General features: G+C 69.0%; 16 protein-coding genes and 1 tRNA gene. 9 read left to right on the top strand and 8 right to left on the bottom strand.

Annotated features, from left to right (window positions below):
• Positions 1-5 precede the first annotated feature (5 nt).
• Positions 6-686 (top strand): methyltransferase domain-containing protein, encoded by a 681-nt coding sequence (locus ACSMFO_RS31620; protein WP_038521090.1) that lies wholly within the window; start codon positions 6-8, stop codon positions 684-686.
• Positions 687-982: 296 nt separating this feature from the next.
• On the opposite strand, the gene ACSMFO_RS31615 is transcribed toward ACSMFO_RS31620, so the two are convergent.
• The 3 genes from ACSMFO_RS31615 to ACSMFO_RS31605 all read right to left on the bottom strand — a co-directional run bounded on the left by ACSMFO_RS31615 (position 983) and on the right by ACSMFO_RS31605 (position 4,840).
• Positions 983-1,056: transfer RNA gene (locus ACSMFO_RS31615), tRNA-Pro, on the bottom strand.
• 28 nt (positions 1,057-1,084) lie between these two features.
• Positions 1,085-2,026 (bottom strand): metallophosphoesterase, encoded by a 942-nt coding sequence (locus ACSMFO_RS31610; protein WP_038521088.1) that lies wholly within the window; start codon positions 2,024-2,026, stop codon positions 1,085-1,087.
• Between the two features lie 648 nt (positions 2,027-2,674).
• Positions 2,675-4,840, bottom strand: coding sequence for a transglycosylase domain-containing protein (locus ACSMFO_RS31605; RefSeq protein ID WP_143202453.1), 2,166 nt, complete (start codon positions 4,838-4,840; stop codon positions 2,675-2,677).
• Between the two features lie 350 nt (positions 4,841-5,190).
• Here ACSMFO_RS31605 and ACSMFO_RS31600 point away from each other — a divergent pair, with 350 nt between their 5' ends.
• Entirely contained in the window at positions 5,191-5,508 is a 318-nt protein-coding gene (locus ACSMFO_RS31600) for a WhiB family transcriptional regulator (protein WP_005166974.1), read from the top strand.
• 64 nt (positions 5,509-5,572) lie between these two features.
• On the opposite strand, the gene ACSMFO_RS31595 is transcribed toward ACSMFO_RS31600, so the two are convergent.
• The 4 genes from ACSMFO_RS31595 to ACSMFO_RS31580 all read right to left on the bottom strand — a co-directional run bounded on the left by ACSMFO_RS31595 (position 5,573) and on the right by ACSMFO_RS31580 (position 9,015).
• Entirely contained in the window at positions 5,573-6,703 is a 1,131-nt protein-coding gene (locus ACSMFO_RS31595; RefSeq protein WP_436461518.1) for an ArsA family ATPase, read from the bottom strand.
• Positions 6,703-7,707: an ArsA-related P-loop ATPase gene (locus tag ACSMFO_RS31590; protein ID WP_016337892.1), complete on the bottom strand. Its 1,005-nt coding sequence runs from the start codon at positions 7,705-7,707 to the stop codon at positions 6,703-6,705. Before ACSMFO_RS31590 ends, ACSMFO_RS31595 begins: the two co-directional genes overlap by 1 nt.
• Positions 7,708-7,729: 22 nt before the next feature.
• Entirely contained in the window at positions 7,730-7,978 is a 249-nt protein-coding gene (locus ACSMFO_RS31585) for a hypothetical protein (RefSeq protein WP_436461517.1), read from the bottom strand.
• 92 nt (positions 7,979-8,070) lie between these two features.
• The gene (locus ACSMFO_RS31580; protein WP_436461516.1) at positions 8,071-9,015 is read right to left on the bottom strand and encodes an esterase/lipase family protein; all 945 of its coding nucleotides are present in this window, start codon (positions 9,013-9,015) and stop codon (positions 8,071-8,073) included.
• Positions 9,016-9,144: 129 nt separating this feature from the next.
• Here ACSMFO_RS31580 and ACSMFO_RS31575 point away from each other — a divergent pair, with 129 nt between their 5' ends.
• The 7 genes from ACSMFO_RS31575 to ACSMFO_RS31545 all read left to right on the top strand — a co-directional run bounded on the left by ACSMFO_RS31575 (position 9,145) and on the right by ACSMFO_RS31545 (position 13,676).
• Positions 9,145-9,306, top strand: a complete 162-nt coding sequence (locus tag ACSMFO_RS31575) for a DUF4177 domain-containing protein (protein ID WP_005166970.1) — start codon at positions 9,145-9,147, stop codon at positions 9,304-9,306.
• 12 nt (positions 9,307-9,318) lie between these two features.
• A complete protein-coding gene (locus ACSMFO_RS31570; protein ID WP_016337888.1) occupies positions 9,319-9,774 on the top strand; it encodes a RidA family protein in 456 nt (151 codons plus the stop codon).
• Positions 9,774-10,403: a hypothetical protein gene (locus tag ACSMFO_RS31565; protein WP_038521077.1), complete on the top strand. Its 630-nt coding sequence runs from the start codon at positions 9,774-9,776 to the stop codon at positions 10,401-10,403. The genes ACSMFO_RS31570 and ACSMFO_RS31565 overlap by 1 nt, the downstream gene beginning before the upstream one ends.
• 38 nt (positions 10,404-10,441) lie before the next feature.
• On the top strand, positions 10,442-11,593 hold the full coding sequence (locus ACSMFO_RS31560; protein ID WP_038521074.1) for a hypothetical protein: 1,152 nt from the start codon (positions 10,442-10,444) through the stop codon (positions 11,591-11,593).
• A gap of 255 nt (positions 11,594-11,848) precedes the next feature.
• The gene (locus ACSMFO_RS31555) at positions 11,849-12,661 is read left to right on the top strand and encodes an NUDIX hydrolase (protein ID WP_436461515.1); all 813 of its coding nucleotides are present in this window, start codon (positions 11,849-11,851) and stop codon (positions 12,659-12,661) included.
• A complete protein-coding gene (locus ACSMFO_RS31550) occupies positions 12,658-13,428 on the top strand; it encodes an MBL fold metallo-hydrolase (protein WP_436461514.1) in 771 nt (256 codons plus the stop codon). The genes ACSMFO_RS31555 and ACSMFO_RS31550 overlap by 4 nt, the downstream gene beginning before the upstream one ends.
• Positions 13,425-13,676, top strand: a complete 252-nt coding sequence (locus tag ACSMFO_RS31545) for a glutaredoxin family protein (protein WP_125679760.1) — start codon at positions 13,425-13,427, stop codon at positions 13,674-13,676. The genes ACSMFO_RS31550 and ACSMFO_RS31545 overlap by 4 nt, the downstream gene beginning before the upstream one ends.
• Before the next feature lie 199 nt (positions 13,677-13,875).
• Here ACSMFO_RS31545 and ACSMFO_RS31540 read toward each other — a convergent pair whose 3' ends face one another.
• Entirely contained in the window at positions 13,876-14,940 is a 1,065-nt protein-coding gene (locus tag ACSMFO_RS31540; protein WP_436461513.1) for a DNA polymerase III subunit beta, read from the bottom strand.
• Between the last annotated feature and the right edge of the window lie 6 nt (positions 14,941-14,946).

The following is a 14,946-nucleotide window of genomic DNA, read 5'->3' as shown; positions in this document are numbered from 1 at the left end:
GCGGGGTGCTGGAGGGAAACGCGCCACGCGCGCGGTCCGCGCGTCAGGCGGTCGAACGGGCCGTGTTCGCGCAACCGCTGTTCGGGCCGGGGATGGGGTGCGTCGACGTCGGCTGCGGGCCGGGTTCGATCACCCTCGGTATCGGCAACGGGCACAGAAAGTCCACAGTGGACTTCTTGGTGGCGGAGGCGTGCGCGTTGCCGTTCGCCGAGGATTCGGTGGACGTGCTCTTCGCGCACGCCGTCTTCGAATACCTGAGGGAGCCGGGCGCCGCGCTGGCGGAGTTCCGTCGCGTCCTCAAACCGGGCGGCACTCTCGCACTGTCCACATCGGACTGGAGCCGGGCGCGGCTGCGGCCGAAGACGGCGAACGTCGACGCCGCCCTCCGCGGCCACTATTTGCTGTGGCGCCGCGCGGGCGGTGACCCGTTCGCCGGACGTTCGCTGCCCTCGGCGGTCGCGGCCGCCGGTTTCACCGACGTACGAACGAAAACCCGCTACCGCACGGACACGACTTACCGCGCGCTGGCGACGTCCGTGGAGGCGCGGCTGGTGACGGCGCTGGAAACCGCGACGACCCCGGACCGCGACCAGCTCGCCTCGGCCGCCCGCTCGGCCTGGTCGTGGGCGCGCTCGGGGGACGGGGATTTCGCGCAGTGCTGGACCGAGTTGCTCGCGACCCGCTGAGCACTCTCTCGGGCCCCGGCGACCAATGCCTCATTGGAGACACTCAGCGTCTCGAATGAGGCATTGGGAACCCTCGGCCTTGCTTGCCCCCTCGGTTGTCCACAGCCACCCGCCGTTGTGGACTACTGACCCCGCCGGCCCCGTTTTCGCCCGGTCCCGCCGCCCCTCGGCGATACGCTGGAGCCGGGGTCGCCCCCCTGGGAGTGGCGGGGGCTGCCCGGGGCGCGTGTCGTAAAGGAGCTGCAACGCGAAAGAGCCTTGCTCGCCAAAGCGAGCAAGGCTCTTTCGATCCAACGTCGGGGTGGCGGGATTCGAACCCACGACCTCCTCGACCCGAACGAGGCACGCTACCAAGCTGCGCCACACCCCGGATACTTCTTAGCGGGTCGAGGAGAAGTTTAGCGGACGGTGTTTCGGGCTTTGCGGGGGGCTGCTTTCCGGTGGTTCTCGCTGGTCGTGCCCCGTGGGACGAGGGTCAGCAGGCTCGCCTCGGGCGGGCACGCGAAGCGGGCCGGGGCGTACGGAGAGGTGCCCAGACCGGCGGAGACGTGCAGCCACATCTGGGCGCCCCAGCGGGACGCGCCGCGGGCGCGGGTGCGGTCCAGTTCGCAGTTGGTGACGAGCGCGCCGTAGCCGGGGACGCGGAGCTGTCCGCCGTGCGTGTGGCCCGCGAGGACGAGGTCGTAACCGTCGCCGGCGAACTCGTCGAGCACGCGGGGCTCCGGCGAGTGCGTGACGCCGATGCGGACGGCGGCCGCGGTGTCCACGGGCCCCGCGATGTCGGCGTAGCGGTCGCGGTGGAGATGCGCGTCGTCGACGCCCGCGGTGAACACGTACTGGTCGGCGACCTCGATGGTGCGCCGGACGTGGGTGAGGTCGTTCCACCCGTGCTCGACGAACGCCGCGCGGAGGTCGCGCCACGGCAGGTGCTCGCCGTGGATCCGCTTCTTCTTGCCCTTCGGCATGAGGTAGCGGGCGGGGTTCTTCGGTTTCGGCGCGTAGTAGTCGTTGCTGCCGAAAATGAACACGCCGGGCCGGTCGAGCAGGGGGCCGAGCGCGCGCAGCACCGACGGGACGGCCTGATGATGTGACAGGTTGTCACCGGTGTTGACGACGAGGTCCGGTTCGAGTTCGTCGAGCGCCGCTACCCAGCGTTGTTTGCTCACGTGACCGGGCAGCATGTGCAGATCCGAGATGTGGAGGATCGTAAAGGGCTTCGCCCCTGCCGCGAGGACCGGGAGCTCCGCGGTGCGAAGCGTCCACCGGCGCCTTTCGATACCGACCGCGTAACCGAGGGTCGCGGCTCCCAGGGCGACGGTTCCCACGGCCAAGCGCCGCACCGTCGCCCCCGAAGTACTTTTGTTACTGAGCGTGCTCACAATGTCCAGTTTACGTGCTCTCCGGTGGTGATCGTTCGCCCCCATTCCGGCGATCTCGGTAAATCGCTGGAATGGCCTCTTTTCTTCACCTTCCGTGGTCGGCGCGGAGTGTCGCGATCAACCGACATGGTCTCGTCGACCGCTGTTCCCCGTTAGGCCGCCAGGCGGTCACTCAAAGTTAGAATGACGTGACACATTGTGATTTGCGCTGGTGAATGCCGACCTCAATCCCGTGGATTGTCCGCCGGTGGTGTGCCCTCAGTCTGCCGCTCGCCGACTGTGGCGAGCAATCGCCACAGTATGACGAGGAGGCGGCACAGCGCGATGGCGGCGCCGGGTCCGAAGATCACCACCCAAAGTCCGACGACGCCAGGCTCTCCGTGGTTGACGGAAGCTATACCGAGCCCTGTCATCGAGGCGGCGGATACAAGCAAATGAGCTGATAGAACGAAGAGCTTGGTTCGCCGCGTCGGTTACGACCGGCTGGCAAGGTAGATGGACAAGATGAAGGCGGGAATGTATACGAGCCCTGCTCCGGTCACATCAACCCCTTCGCTCCGGCTGTCGGCGAAGGTCGGCCGGAGCAGGCCTCGGCATGTCAGGCGGGAGTCAGCGTCCGCCGCCCATGTACTTGGGGTCCGGAGCCGGCAACGGCAGCGGTTCCTGGCCGGCGAGGATCTTCGACATCGCCCCGAACCAGGTCTGCGCCGGCGTCTTGCCACCGAACATGTTTTCGCAGCGGGTGGTCACATTACCCGGGCCGAGGTAGCAGAGGCCGCCGTTTCCACCCTTCGGACGGAACACCATCGCCGCGCCCGCGAGCTGCGGGGTGGCCCCGAGGTAGGTTCCCGAGCCGTTGCTCTGCGTGGTCCCGGTCTTGCCCATCACCGGCCGGTTCCAGCCGACACCGTTCGCGGCGCCGAACGACGTCCCACCGGGCTGGCTGTCCCTGCTCATGCCGACCGCGAGGGTGTTCGCGAGGCCTTCGGGCACCACCTGCTCGCAGGCGGCTTCCTTGACGGGCACCGGCTTTCCGTCCCGGTCGGTGACACCGGACAGCGGGGTCGGCGGGCACCAGACGCCACCGCTCATGATCGTGGCGCCGACGTTCGCCAGTTCCAGTCCGCTCAGCGGAGCCGGGCCGAGGGTGAACGAAGCGTTTCCGGCCCAGCCGGGCCGCGGACCGAACGCCTGCAGCTGACTGGTGTTGGCACCGGGGTTGTCGGACTTCGGATCCACGGCGCCACCGCCGAGGTTGCTCGCCATGGTGTCGCGCATCCCGAGTTTGCGCGCCATCTCCACGATCGGCCCCGTGCTCCCGACCTTCTCTTCGAGGGCCACGAACGCGGTGTTCGGCGAAGACGCCAGCGCCTGCTGCAACGACATCTGCCCGCCCGCCGGGTTGTAGTCGCCCGCGTTGCCGAGGCAGTACCAGCGGGAGCGCAACGGCGGCCCGGTCGGAGCGCACTTGGGGCCACCACCGGCGAACACGCGGGAGGTGTAGAAGTCGGGCACCGGAAGGGGACTGTTGATCCCGGCCACACCGGCTTCCAAAGCCGCGGCCGCCGTGAAGGTCTTGTACGCCGATCCCGCACCACCGGTGTTGTAAACCCCGGAAGGCAACGCGAACGTCGTCTGTCCCTGATCTTCGTGCAATCCGTAGTCACGGTTCGCCGCCAGCGCGACGACCTCGTGTCGCTGTTTGCCCGGTTTCACCAGGGAAAGCGTGTTCGCGACGTTGTCCTGCGTCTTCTTGACCTGGGCCTCGGCCGACATCTTGGCCTCGTGGTTCGCCCGTTCGTCCAAAGTGGTCTGGATCCGGTAGCCGCCGGTGTAGAGATCGTCCTTCGTCATCCCGGATTTGAGGAGATAGTCCTCGACGTACTGGCAGAAGAAACCGTTCTCCGTACCGGCGCCGACGCAGTTCGACGCGGGCTTCTGCGGGCCGCCTTCGACCACGCCGAGCGGCTCGGCCTTGAACCGTTCCGCGTCCACCTTCGCGAGCTTCTGGTTGTCGACCATGCGGTCCAGCACCAGGTTTCGCCGTTCGGTCGCCTTCGCCGGGCTCTTCCACGGGTCGTTGACGGCCGGGTTGTTCACCAGACCGGCCAGCAAGGCCGCCTGCGGCACCGTGAGCTTCTCGACGGGCGTGTTGAAGTACGCGTTCGCGGCCGCGCCGACGCCGTAGATCTCACGCGAGAACTCGACGACGTTCAGGTAGCCGGTCAGGATCTGCATCTTGTTCAGCTTGGTTTCCAGCTGGATCGCGATCCGGGCTTCCTTCAGCTTCCGGGCGACCGACTGCTCCTGTGCGCGCTTCTGGCCCGGCTTGTCGTCCCGGTAGACGACGTTGATCAAGTAGTTCTTGACGTACTGCTGGGTCAGCGTCGACGCGCCTTGCGTGTCCCCGCCGGTGCTGTTGCTGACCGCCGCGCGCAGCGTGCCCTTCCAGTCCACCCCGTTGTGCTCGTAGAAGCGCTTGTCCTCGACGGAGATCAGCGCCCACTTCATGGCGTCGTTGATCTGGGTCTCGGTGGTCGGGATGCGGTACTGCTTGTACAGCGTCGCGATCTGCTTGCCGGTGTTGTCCGTGATCGTCGTCACCAACGGCGGCGGGATGTCCGCTAGGTCCGAAGATGTCTTGTCGACGGTCTCGCTCGCCTGGTTCGACAGCACCCCCGCGGCACCCGCCACCGGGAACAACATCCCCGCGACCAGCACCCCCGCGAGCACACAAAGGCCAATGAGCTTCAGCAGACCGTCCGTTTTGCGCACGCGGACCAGGGTACGCGGATGCCGTTAGCCCACCGTGACGTCACCTCGCTGTAAGTGTGGATTCGGTTACGAAATCGACCCCATGAGGTGACGGCCGGTAGTCGGAGGCATTCTAGGGCTTGGCGGAGGGAACCGAGGGCCCTTACAGTCCGTCAACGTCTCACGTATGAAAAAGCCGACAGACGGGTGAGTGCGAGCGGCAGTCGCATTCGGCCGAACGGAGGCACCGGCACCGGGGAGGTGTCGGCTCAACCGACGTGAGCACACAGGGAGACACGCTCATGGGGGCAGGAGCGCAGGCTTTTCGTCCCCCCGTGGTGTGTCGAACACCAGGGTAGGGAGCTGGGGGTATGGAAACCAACCAGTCGAGCTGGCGAGTCAATGCGTCGTGCCGCGACACCGATCCGGACGGGTTGTTCGTCCGGGGGGCGGAACAGAACCGGGCCAAGGCGGTCTGCCTCGGTTGCCCGGTCAGGACGGAATGCCTCGCCGAAGCGCTCGATGGCCGGATCAACTTCGGCATCTGGGGAGGTATGACCGAACGGGAACGGCGGGCGCTGCTGCGACGACGGCCGGACGTTTCCAGCTGGGCGGACCTGCTTGAAGCGGCGAAGCGCAGTTTCACCGGGATCGACGAAGAGGAAGACGTGCGCGTCCGAGTCTCGTGATCAAGGTTGGCGTGAAAGGCCCCTTCCCTGAGTCCAAGGTAGGGAAGGGGCCCTTCGCGAAAACTCAGGACCGGGTGGCCAGACGCGTGCCGATGTCGCGCAGGCCTTCGAGATCGTGCACGTCACTGGGGAGCGCGGGCACCCGCACCAGCGGGACCTCGGGATGCGCCCGCGTGAACCTGGCGAGCAGCCGCGTCTCTCGATCGGCCAGCGCGACCCGGTCCGCGTGCAGGCGAAGGACGGCTTCGGCCAGCGGAGCGCTGGCCTCGCCCTTCGCGAGTTGCTCGGCGGCCGCGACCGCTTCGGCGCTGGAGAGCGGGGCGAGCACCGGATGCGTCCGGTTCGCGACCAGCCCCGCGAGCGGCATGCTCTCCTCCGAAAGCCGCTCCACGAAATAGGACGCCTCGCGCAGCGCGTCCGGCTCCGGCGCGGCAACCACCAGGAACGACGTCCCGCCGGACCGCAGCAGCTCGGAGGTTTTGCGCGCGCGTTCGCGGAAGCCGCCGAACATGCTGTCGAAGGCCTGCATGAACGCCGAAGCGTCCGTCAGCAGCTGGCCGCCGATGATCGTCGAGACGGCCTTCGCGAACATCGAGAACCCGGCGTTGACGACCTTGCGCAAGCCCCAGCCGCCCGCCTTGGCCGGTCCGGTGAGCAGCCGGATCATGCGGCCGTCGAGCGCGCTCGAAAGCCGCGTCGGCGCGTCGAGGAAATCCAGCGCGGACCGGCTCGGCGGCGTGTCGACGATGATCAGATCCCATTCGTCGGTGGCCGCGAGCTGCCCCAGCTTCTCCATCGCCATGTACTCCTGCGTGCCGGAGAACGACGTGGAAATGGTCTGGTAGAAGGGGTTCTGCAGCAGTTGCTCGGCGCGTTCGGGGCCGGCGTGGACGCGCACCATGTCGTCGAAGGTGCGGCGCATGTCGAGCATCATCGCCCACAGCTCGCCCTTGGGCTCGAAGCCTTCGACCTGCACCTGCTTCGGGTGATTGCCCAGCTCACGCAGGCCGAGCGCCTGCGCCAGCCGCCGCGCCGGGTCGATGGTGAGCACCACCGTCTGCCGTCCGCGTTCGGCCGCGCGCAACGCGAGCGCCGCCGCGGTGGTCGTCTTGCCGACCCCGCCGGAACCGCAGCACACGATGACCCGGCTCTCCGGATCGTCGATCAGCTTGTCGACCTCCAAGACGTCCGACATCAGCGCACCCCCTGCTCGGTCAGCGCTTCGGCGAGGTCGTAGAGCGCCGCGACGTCGACGCCGTCGGTCAGATCCGGCAGTTCGAGGCCCGGCAAGTCCGCTTCGGAGAGCTGTTCGCGGGCGCGTTGCTCGGCCGCGACCCGCACGGCGTGCTCGACGGTTTCCTCGACTAGCGCGTCGAGGGTGCTTTCGGGCAGGTCGAGACCGGCCGACGCGAGCCCGGCGCGGACGCGGGAGGCGTCGACACGGCCGTCGGCCGCGGCGGTCACCGAGCGGGCGGGCAGCCGCGGCGGACGGACCCGGTTGACCAGCACGGCGCCGGGGCGCAGGTCGGCGCCGTCGAGTTCGGCGACCGCTTCGACGGTCTCCCGCACCGGCATCTCTTCCAGCAGCGTCACCAGGTGGACCGCGGTCTCACCGGAGTGCAGCAGCCGTACGACGCCGTCGGCCTGGCCGCGGATCGGGCCGGTCTTGGCGAGATCGGTCAGCGCCTTGGTGACGTCGAGGAACTTCACGACCCGGCCGGTGGGCGGCGAGTCTACGACGACGGCGTCGTAGGTGTGGCGGCCGTCCGATTCGGTGCGGCCGACGCATTCCTTGATCTTCCCGGTGAGCAGGACGTCGCGCAGACCCGGCGCGAGCGTGGTCGCGAACTCGATCGCGCCCATCCGCCGCAGCGTCCGCCCCGCGAAGCCGAGGTTGTAGAACATCTCGAAGTATTCGAGCAGCGCGGCCTCGACGTCGATGTGCAGGGCGCGCAGTTCGCCACCGCCGGGGACGGCCGCGATGCGCTGCTCGGCGTACGGGAGCGGCTCGGTGTCGAAGAGCTGGGCGATGCCCTGACGCCCTTCGACCTCGATCAGCAGCACTCGGCGCCCGCCCTTGGCGAGCGCGAGGCCCAGCGAGGCGGCGAGCGTGGTCTTGCCCGTCCCGCCCTTACCGGTGACGAAATGCAGCCTGGCTCTCGCGAGTTCGTCGGTCCAGCCGGCAAGGGGTGTGCTCACCGGTCCCACCCTAATTGAGCGATCAGCTCGCCAGCATCATGACGCCGAGCGCGGCCACGACCAGTCCTGCGACACACCAGGTCAGGACGCCGGGCAGCACCGTGAGCATCACCACACCGAGCAGCAGGAGGGTCACGAGGGCCACCGCGCCGGTGGTCGCGACCGTCGCCGAGCGGCCCGTGCGGTCCCGTGCCTTGGCCATCAGGACCAGCACCAGCGGCAGCCCGGCCGCGGCGAGCAGGACGGTCGCGACCACGCGCCAGGTCTCCACGGGCTCAGCCTAGTGGGGGCTGAAGGACGCCATACCCGCATGAGACGCGGTGAAAGCTCCCTTCACCGCGTCGCATGCGGGGAAAGTCCCCTTCAGCTCCCGATGGGGGTCGCCGGCACGCAGGGGACCGGCTTCGCGTGCGCCGGGTCCAGCGCGTTGAGGACGTGCCCGGCGGCGTTGCGGTCGGCGGCGACCCCGGCGTGCTCTGCCAGGTCGAGCAGGCAGCTGTCCTGCAGCACGATGTTCTTCACGTTCGAGCCGGTGCCCATCCCGCTCGTGTACGGGACGACGGCCTCGTCGTAGCGGGTCATGATGTTCGTGTAGGTCACGCCCGGCTGGAAGACGCCGTTGCCCGACCGCAGGTTCGTCAGGAACTCCGAGCCGCGCAGGAACTGGCGGCACGAACCGCAGAGCGGGTCGAGGATGCCGTTGAACCCGGGCGCGAGCCCCAGCGCGCCGGCGAGCGCGTACAGATGCGAGGCGCCGAACAACGTCGTGCCGTTCCAGAGCGGGGTCAGGCTGACGTACTTGTCCACTTTGGACGCTCCGCCGAGGAACTTCACATAGTAAGAAGGCATCAGCGTGCCCTCGGAATGCCCGAGGATGTCCACCTTGGACGCGCCGGTCGCGCCGCGCACCCTGTCGATGAACGCCGAAAGCTCCTTCGCGCTCTGCTCCATCGGCAGCAGCCCGCCGGGCTGGTAGATCGGCAGCGGTTCGCCGGGAACGCCGTAGGTGAGGGAGAAGACGCAGTACCCCTGGTTCTTGAGAAGCGGGCCGAACGTCTGCCAGTTCACCGTCTGGTTGGCGCCGAGCCCGTGGGTGAGCACCACCGGATTCGGATGGGCCGCGCTCGGGCGGCAGTCGAAGTCGTTCGCGCCGGGTGGCGGGCCGCCGGGGTTCGCCGCTTGCGCGGGCAGTGCCGCGGCCAGCGTCCACGGGACGGGGAGTTCCTCGTCGGAGGTCGCGGGGGAAGCGCAGATCAGGGCAAGGGCCGCGGCCAGGAAGGTGGCGGCGAGGGACTTCGTCGTCCGCATGTCGGCGTCCTATCTACTCCCGAGTAGGTGTGAAGTGAACCACATCGGCGGGAAATCGGCGAACCGTCCGCGAGAGGGTTTTCCGCATGTGTGTCGGGCGCCCTTGCCGGTTTGGCTACGCTCCCGGGCATGAGCGCCACCAAGTGGGAGTACGCGACCGTCCCCCTGTTGATCCACGCCACCAAGCAGATCCTCGACCAGTGGGGCGAGGACGGCTGGGAGCTCGTCACCGTGCTCCCGAACCCGACCGGCGAGCAGCACGTCGCCTACCTCAAACGAGCGAAGAACTGAGGGATTGAAGCCATGACCTGGAGCGATCGACTCGCCGAGCTCGGCATCGAACTGCCGGCCGTCGCCGCCCCGCTGGCGGCCTACGTGCCCGCGGTCCGCACCGGTTCGCACGTCTACACGGCCGGGCAGCTGCCCTTCGTGAAGGGTGAGCTCGAAGCGACCGGCAAGGTCGGCGCCGAGGTCAGCCCCGAAGAGGCGAAGCAGTACGCGCGGACGTCGATCCTCAACGCCCTCGCCGCGGTCGACTCGGTCGCCGGCATCGACAACGTCGTGCGGGTGGTCAAGGTCGTCGGGTTCGTGGCGTCCGCGGAGGGCTTCACCGGCCAGCCCGCGGTGATCAACGGGGCGTCCGAGCTGCTGGGCGAGATCTTCGGCGAGGCGGGCATCCACGCCCGGTCGGCCGTCGGGGTCGCCGAGCTGCCGATCGGGGCGCCGGTCGAGATCGAACTGATCGTGGAGGTGAAGTGATGGACCCGGACATCGAACGGTCCTCGCACGAGCTCCTGCTCCGGCTGGCCGGACGGCTGCCGGACCAGCTCTTGTGGCGGTTCCGTGACTGGCTGGGCGAAGGTGCGATGGGCACGCTCGCGCGGACCCTGCCCAGGTCTTTGCTTAAGCACAGGATCGACCTGGACCAAACCGAGTATCGCCTGCTAGTCGCCGGGCTCATCCCCCACGGAGCCGACTGGCATCAGGTGAGTTCCACCCTGGGGGTAGACGACGTCACCGAGACCAGGTACACATTCACGCAGAGTGCGCCCGAATGGGTGAACTCCGTCGACTCTGTGTCCGTATTGATCCACGCAACGTTGCGGGGACGGCCGGATGTGGGTGAAGTGCGGCAAAGCTGGCGACACCTCGGTGTGGTCGGCGAGGGTGGGGCGAAACGAGTCCTCCTGGTCACGGCGACGAACGGGCTGCCGAGGCTGACCGGTGAACTGCAGCGCGTCCTGCGCGTGCTGGGTGACGAGGAGCCCGGCGTCGAGGTTCTCCCGCCGAGCATCGACCTCACCGGCTATCACCGCACCGCGCTCACCAACTCCGAGCTGGTCTGTGTGGGCGCGGTGGACACCGGAAGTCGGCTGGTCGCCGCTTAACGCTCGCTCCACCAGGCGAGCCGGGAGGGAGCAGAGCAATGGTGGAGGTCCACGACGGCCCGCCCATGGACGGGTTCTCGGTGCCCCTGCGCCTGCACAACCTGTTACTGGCCCTGGCGGGTCGTATCGACGACAGTGCTTTGACCGAAGCGCGTGAGCTGATCGCGCGTGCGCACATCGACGAAGCGGTGGAGCTCACCACCGGCACCCTGATCGCGGGGAAGATCCCGGTGAGCTCCTCCGAACAGCGTGAACTCGCGCTCGTCCTCGAGATGAGCCGGTCCGACGCCACCCTGGCGAACGATCTGCTGGTCGTCGAGGAGGACGAGCCGGTGCTCACCCACCGGTTCACCGGGGAGAACCAGCCCGAATTCGGCCTCGCCGAGGCGCTCGACCGCACCCTGCAGGTGCTGCCGGACGTCCGGTCGGTGCACGCGGTGTGGCGGAACACGCCGGCGGGCAGCGTGCCCGGCGCGCTGCCGCAGCGGGTGGTCCTGGTCGAGATCGGGCCCGAGGGCAATCCGCCCGCGGTCGCGTTCCGCGTGGACACCGCGCTTCGCCGCGCGGGCATCCGTTCGGTCGTCGAGGTCGCGGGCCCCGGCGTCGCGCGGTCCGCGTACCACCAGGCCGCGTCTTCGGCCGCGAGTCCTGTCTGGGTCACCGGGAGTACCCACTCCAGTGACTTTCGGTCCGAGCCGGTGACTCCGCCGCCCGCTCCCGCCCCGGCTCCCGAGCCGGTCAAGGAGCAGCCGAGCAGGCACGGGCTGCGGCCGGTGAGCAGCGGGAGCCACGAACCGGCCGAGCCGATCGCGCCGGTGGTGCCGATCGTGCAGCAGGCGCCCGCGGCGACGACGTCTTCCTCGTCCTCGACGGAGTCCGCGCCGCCGCGCAAGTCGCGGGCGGAGACCCGTGCCGAGCGTACGGCCGACCTGACCCCGGCCGAGGTGGCGCAGCTGCGCCAGGCGCTCAAGGAGGACCCCGAAAAGGGCCGCGAGATCGCCACGGGCAAGCCGAGCATGCACGAGGTCGTCGAGCTGCCCGCTCTCGATCTCGACGACCCCAGCCTGAGCGAGCGCGACCGCGCGCTCCTGCGCGAGCTGCACGCCGAGCTCGCCGAACGGGAGCGCGCCGAAGCGGCGAAGATCCGGCTGAACGGCGCTTCGCGCAGCAGCGGCTCTAGCTGGTCCTGACCGAACGCCACGCGTTTCGTCCTCTGAATGCGGTAGTTGCACGCGCGACGATCGCAACCAGAGGACGAAACGCCGTCTCCGAGGGCGCTCAGCGCCCGACGGAGACTTCGTCGAGCGCCCTCTTTGGGCCGGAGGCCCCCGGAAACTCGATGAAAGGGCGCCAACCGCACGCGACCTCCGGGTGCCTGCTGCCGGCGCCCTTTCGGCGTGTTCGCGGCAGCGCTCGACACACAGACACAGTGTTAGGTTGCGGGTGTGGCTGAAGAACTGACATTCGACATCCCGGTGGGGGCCGGGGTGGGCACCCGCGCCAACGCCGACGGCGAGCCCGTGACGCCCAAGGACGCGGCGACCGTGATCCTCCTCCGCGACGGCACCGAAGGCGTCGAGGTCTTCCTGCAGCACCGGGTGAAGGGCATGCCCTTCGCGGGCGGCATGACGGTCTTCCCCGGCGGCGGTGTGGATTCCCGCGATGTCGACACCTCCGTGAGCTGGGCAGGCCCCGAGCCCGCCTGGTGGGCGGAACGCTTCGGCTGCGACGAGTCGCTGGCCCGTGCTCTGGTGTGCGCGGCCGTGCGGGAGACGTTCGAAGAGTCGGGCGTACTGCTCGCGAGCACCGGCGACACGGTCGTCACCGACACGACGCCGTATCACGACGCCCGCGAAAAGCTGGTCTCCCGTGAGCTCTCGCTCGCCGCCTTCCTCGAAGCGAACGGTCTGACGCTGCGCGCGGATCTCTTGCGCCCGTGGGCGAACTGGGTGACCCCGCCGCAGGAACCGCGCCGCTACGACACCTGCTTCTTCGTCGCCGTGCTGCCCGAGGGACAGCAGGCGGACGGCGCCACCACCGAGGCCGTCAGCTCCGGCTGGCAGCGGCCCGCGGAGGCCATCGCCGATGCCAAGGAAGGGCGCCGCATGCTCATGCCACCGACCTGGATGACGCTCGCGGAACTCGGCGAGTTCGAGTCGTCGGCCGCGGCTCAGGCCGCCGAGCGCGAGATCTCGAAGATCATGCCGACGCTGGTGCGCGACGGCGGCAAGGTCCGCGTCATCCTGGACCCGGCGTGAGCGCCCCCGCGTACGGCGTGCTGCGCCGGATCACGCCGACGACTTCCGTGCTGCTGGAGAACAATCCTTCGTCGATGACGTTGGAGGGCACCAATTCCTGGGTGCTGCGCGGGCCCGGCGCGTCCGGTTCCGTGGTCGTCGACCCCGGTCACGAGGACGTCGAGCATCTGACGCGGCTGGCGGAGACCGGCGCCGTCGAGCTGATCGTGCTCACCCACCATCACCCCGACCACGCCGAAGGCGCGCCCTGGTTCGCCGAGCGCGTCGGCGCTCCGGTGCGAGCGTTCGACGAGTCGCTTTGCATCGGTGGGAAGTCCCTTGTGGACGGTGAGGTGATCGAAGCGGGCGGGGTCCGGCTGTCGGTGCTGCACACGCCGGGACACACCGGCGACTCGATCTGCCTGGTGTCCGACGGCCAGATCCTCACCGGTGACACGATTCTCGGCCGCGGCACCACCGTGCTGCACGATCTCGGCGACCACCTGCGCTCGCTGCGGAAACTCATCGGGCTGCCCGACGGCACCGTCGGCCTGCCGGGACACGGCCCAGAACTGCCCGATCTGGCCGCGACCGCGCGCGAATACCTGGCACACCGGGAAGAACGGCTCGACCAGGTGCGTTCGGCACTGGAGACACTCGGCGCGGACGCCACCCCGCGCCAGGTGGTCGAGGTCGTCTACGCCGACGTCGACAAGGCTTTGTGGGCGCCCGCCGAATGGAGCGTGCGGGCGCAGTTGGACTACCTGAGGTCGGAGGACGGCGAATGAGTGACGTCGAGGTCGAGTTCTACTGGCGCCCCGGATGCGGGTTCTGCGCCGCGCTGGAGCGGCCGCTGTCGAAGAGCGGCTTCAAGGTGAAGCGGGTCAACATCTGGGAGGACCCGGACGCCGCCGCCCGCGTGCGTTCGGTGGCGGACGGGAACGAGGTCGTGCCGACGGTCTTCGTGGGCTCGAAGGCGATGGTGAACCCTTCGTTCGGGGAGATCGAGGCCGCCGTGAAGGCCGCCTCCGCCTGATCCCTCAGCGTGCTATGAAAGGTCCTTTCCTTGCAAAATTTGCAAGGAAAGGACCTTTCATGGCGTTCGGGTGCGGGCGGGTGGCGGTTGACCTGTCGAGCTTCGGTGTTGCGAAAGCCACTTTCGCAACCCTCAACGTTGCGAAAGTGGCTTTCGCAACACGCCGCCGAGTCGCCCCCGCCACGTACGAAGGCGGGTGTCAGCGCGGCAGCATCGGCATCACGTAGTACGTCAGCTCCACCTCGCCCGGCTCCACTGCTCGGATGACGCAGGCGCGCATCCCGGGCTGGATGTCCAGCCGCACCCGTTCCCCCGCGAAACCCTGCAGCGCGTCCAGCAGGTAGCGCGCCTGGAACGAGGGTGACGTCCGGCCGCCGGAGACCTCCGCTTTCAGCGTTTCCTCCGCCTCACCGGTGTTCTGCTTGGCACTGGCCAGCCGCAGATGCGCGTCGCCGACCTCCAGCGTCAGCACCCGGCGATCGTCCGCGTAGACGCCCACGCGGCGCACGGCGGCGGCCAGCGCGTCGGCGGCGACCTCGACCTTCGTGTCCACAGTGGACGATTCGATCAGCTTCTCCGACAGGAAACCCGCGTCGAGCACGGCGGTCGTGACGGCGACGCCGGCCCAGCTCAGCCCGAACCGGGTGCCGTCGCCGTGCAGGCCGACGGTGCCGCGCGCCTGCTTCGCCGTCTCGGCGAGCAGGCCCGCCGGGACCAGTGCGTCGATCGGCTCGCCCGCGGAGCGCAGCGGCAGGGTGGCCACTGCCATCCGGTAGCGGTCGGACGCCGTCAGCCGCAGCTCACGGCTGAAGCTCTGCACACGGACCCCGGTGAACATCGGCAGCGCGTCGTCCTTCGCCGCCGTGCCCGCGACGGTGCGCAACGCGGTCACGAGCGCGTGACCGTCCACTTCGGACACCTTCGGCGGCATGTCCGGGAGGTTCAGCTCACGGCTCAGCAACGGCAGCGCGTAACGCCCGCCCTCCACCCGCACTGCCAGCCGCGAACCCTCGACGACCAGACGCACCAGGTCGTCGTCGAGCATGCGCAGCGTCTCCGCCAGCGGCCCGGCGGGGACGAGGACCTCGCCATCGGTGTGGGCCATGGCCTCGGCGGTCAGGCGGACGGCTCGTTCGCTGTCGTTGCCGCCGACGGTCAGCCCGTCCTTTCCGGCGCGCAGCAGCAGGCCGGAACGGGCCGACAGCAGCCGGGCGGCGGCGGAGACGGCGGACGAAAGGGGGCGGGTGGCGGCGGTCAGGTCCATGCCCGC

This window comes from Amycolatopsis sp. w19 (genome assembly GCF_051373225.1).
GTDB classification, from domain to species: Bacteria; Actinomycetota; Actinomycetes; order Mycobacteriales; family Pseudonocardiaceae; genus Amycolatopsis; species Amycolatopsis japonica.
This window is presented reverse-complemented; position numbering and strand designations above follow the sequence as displayed.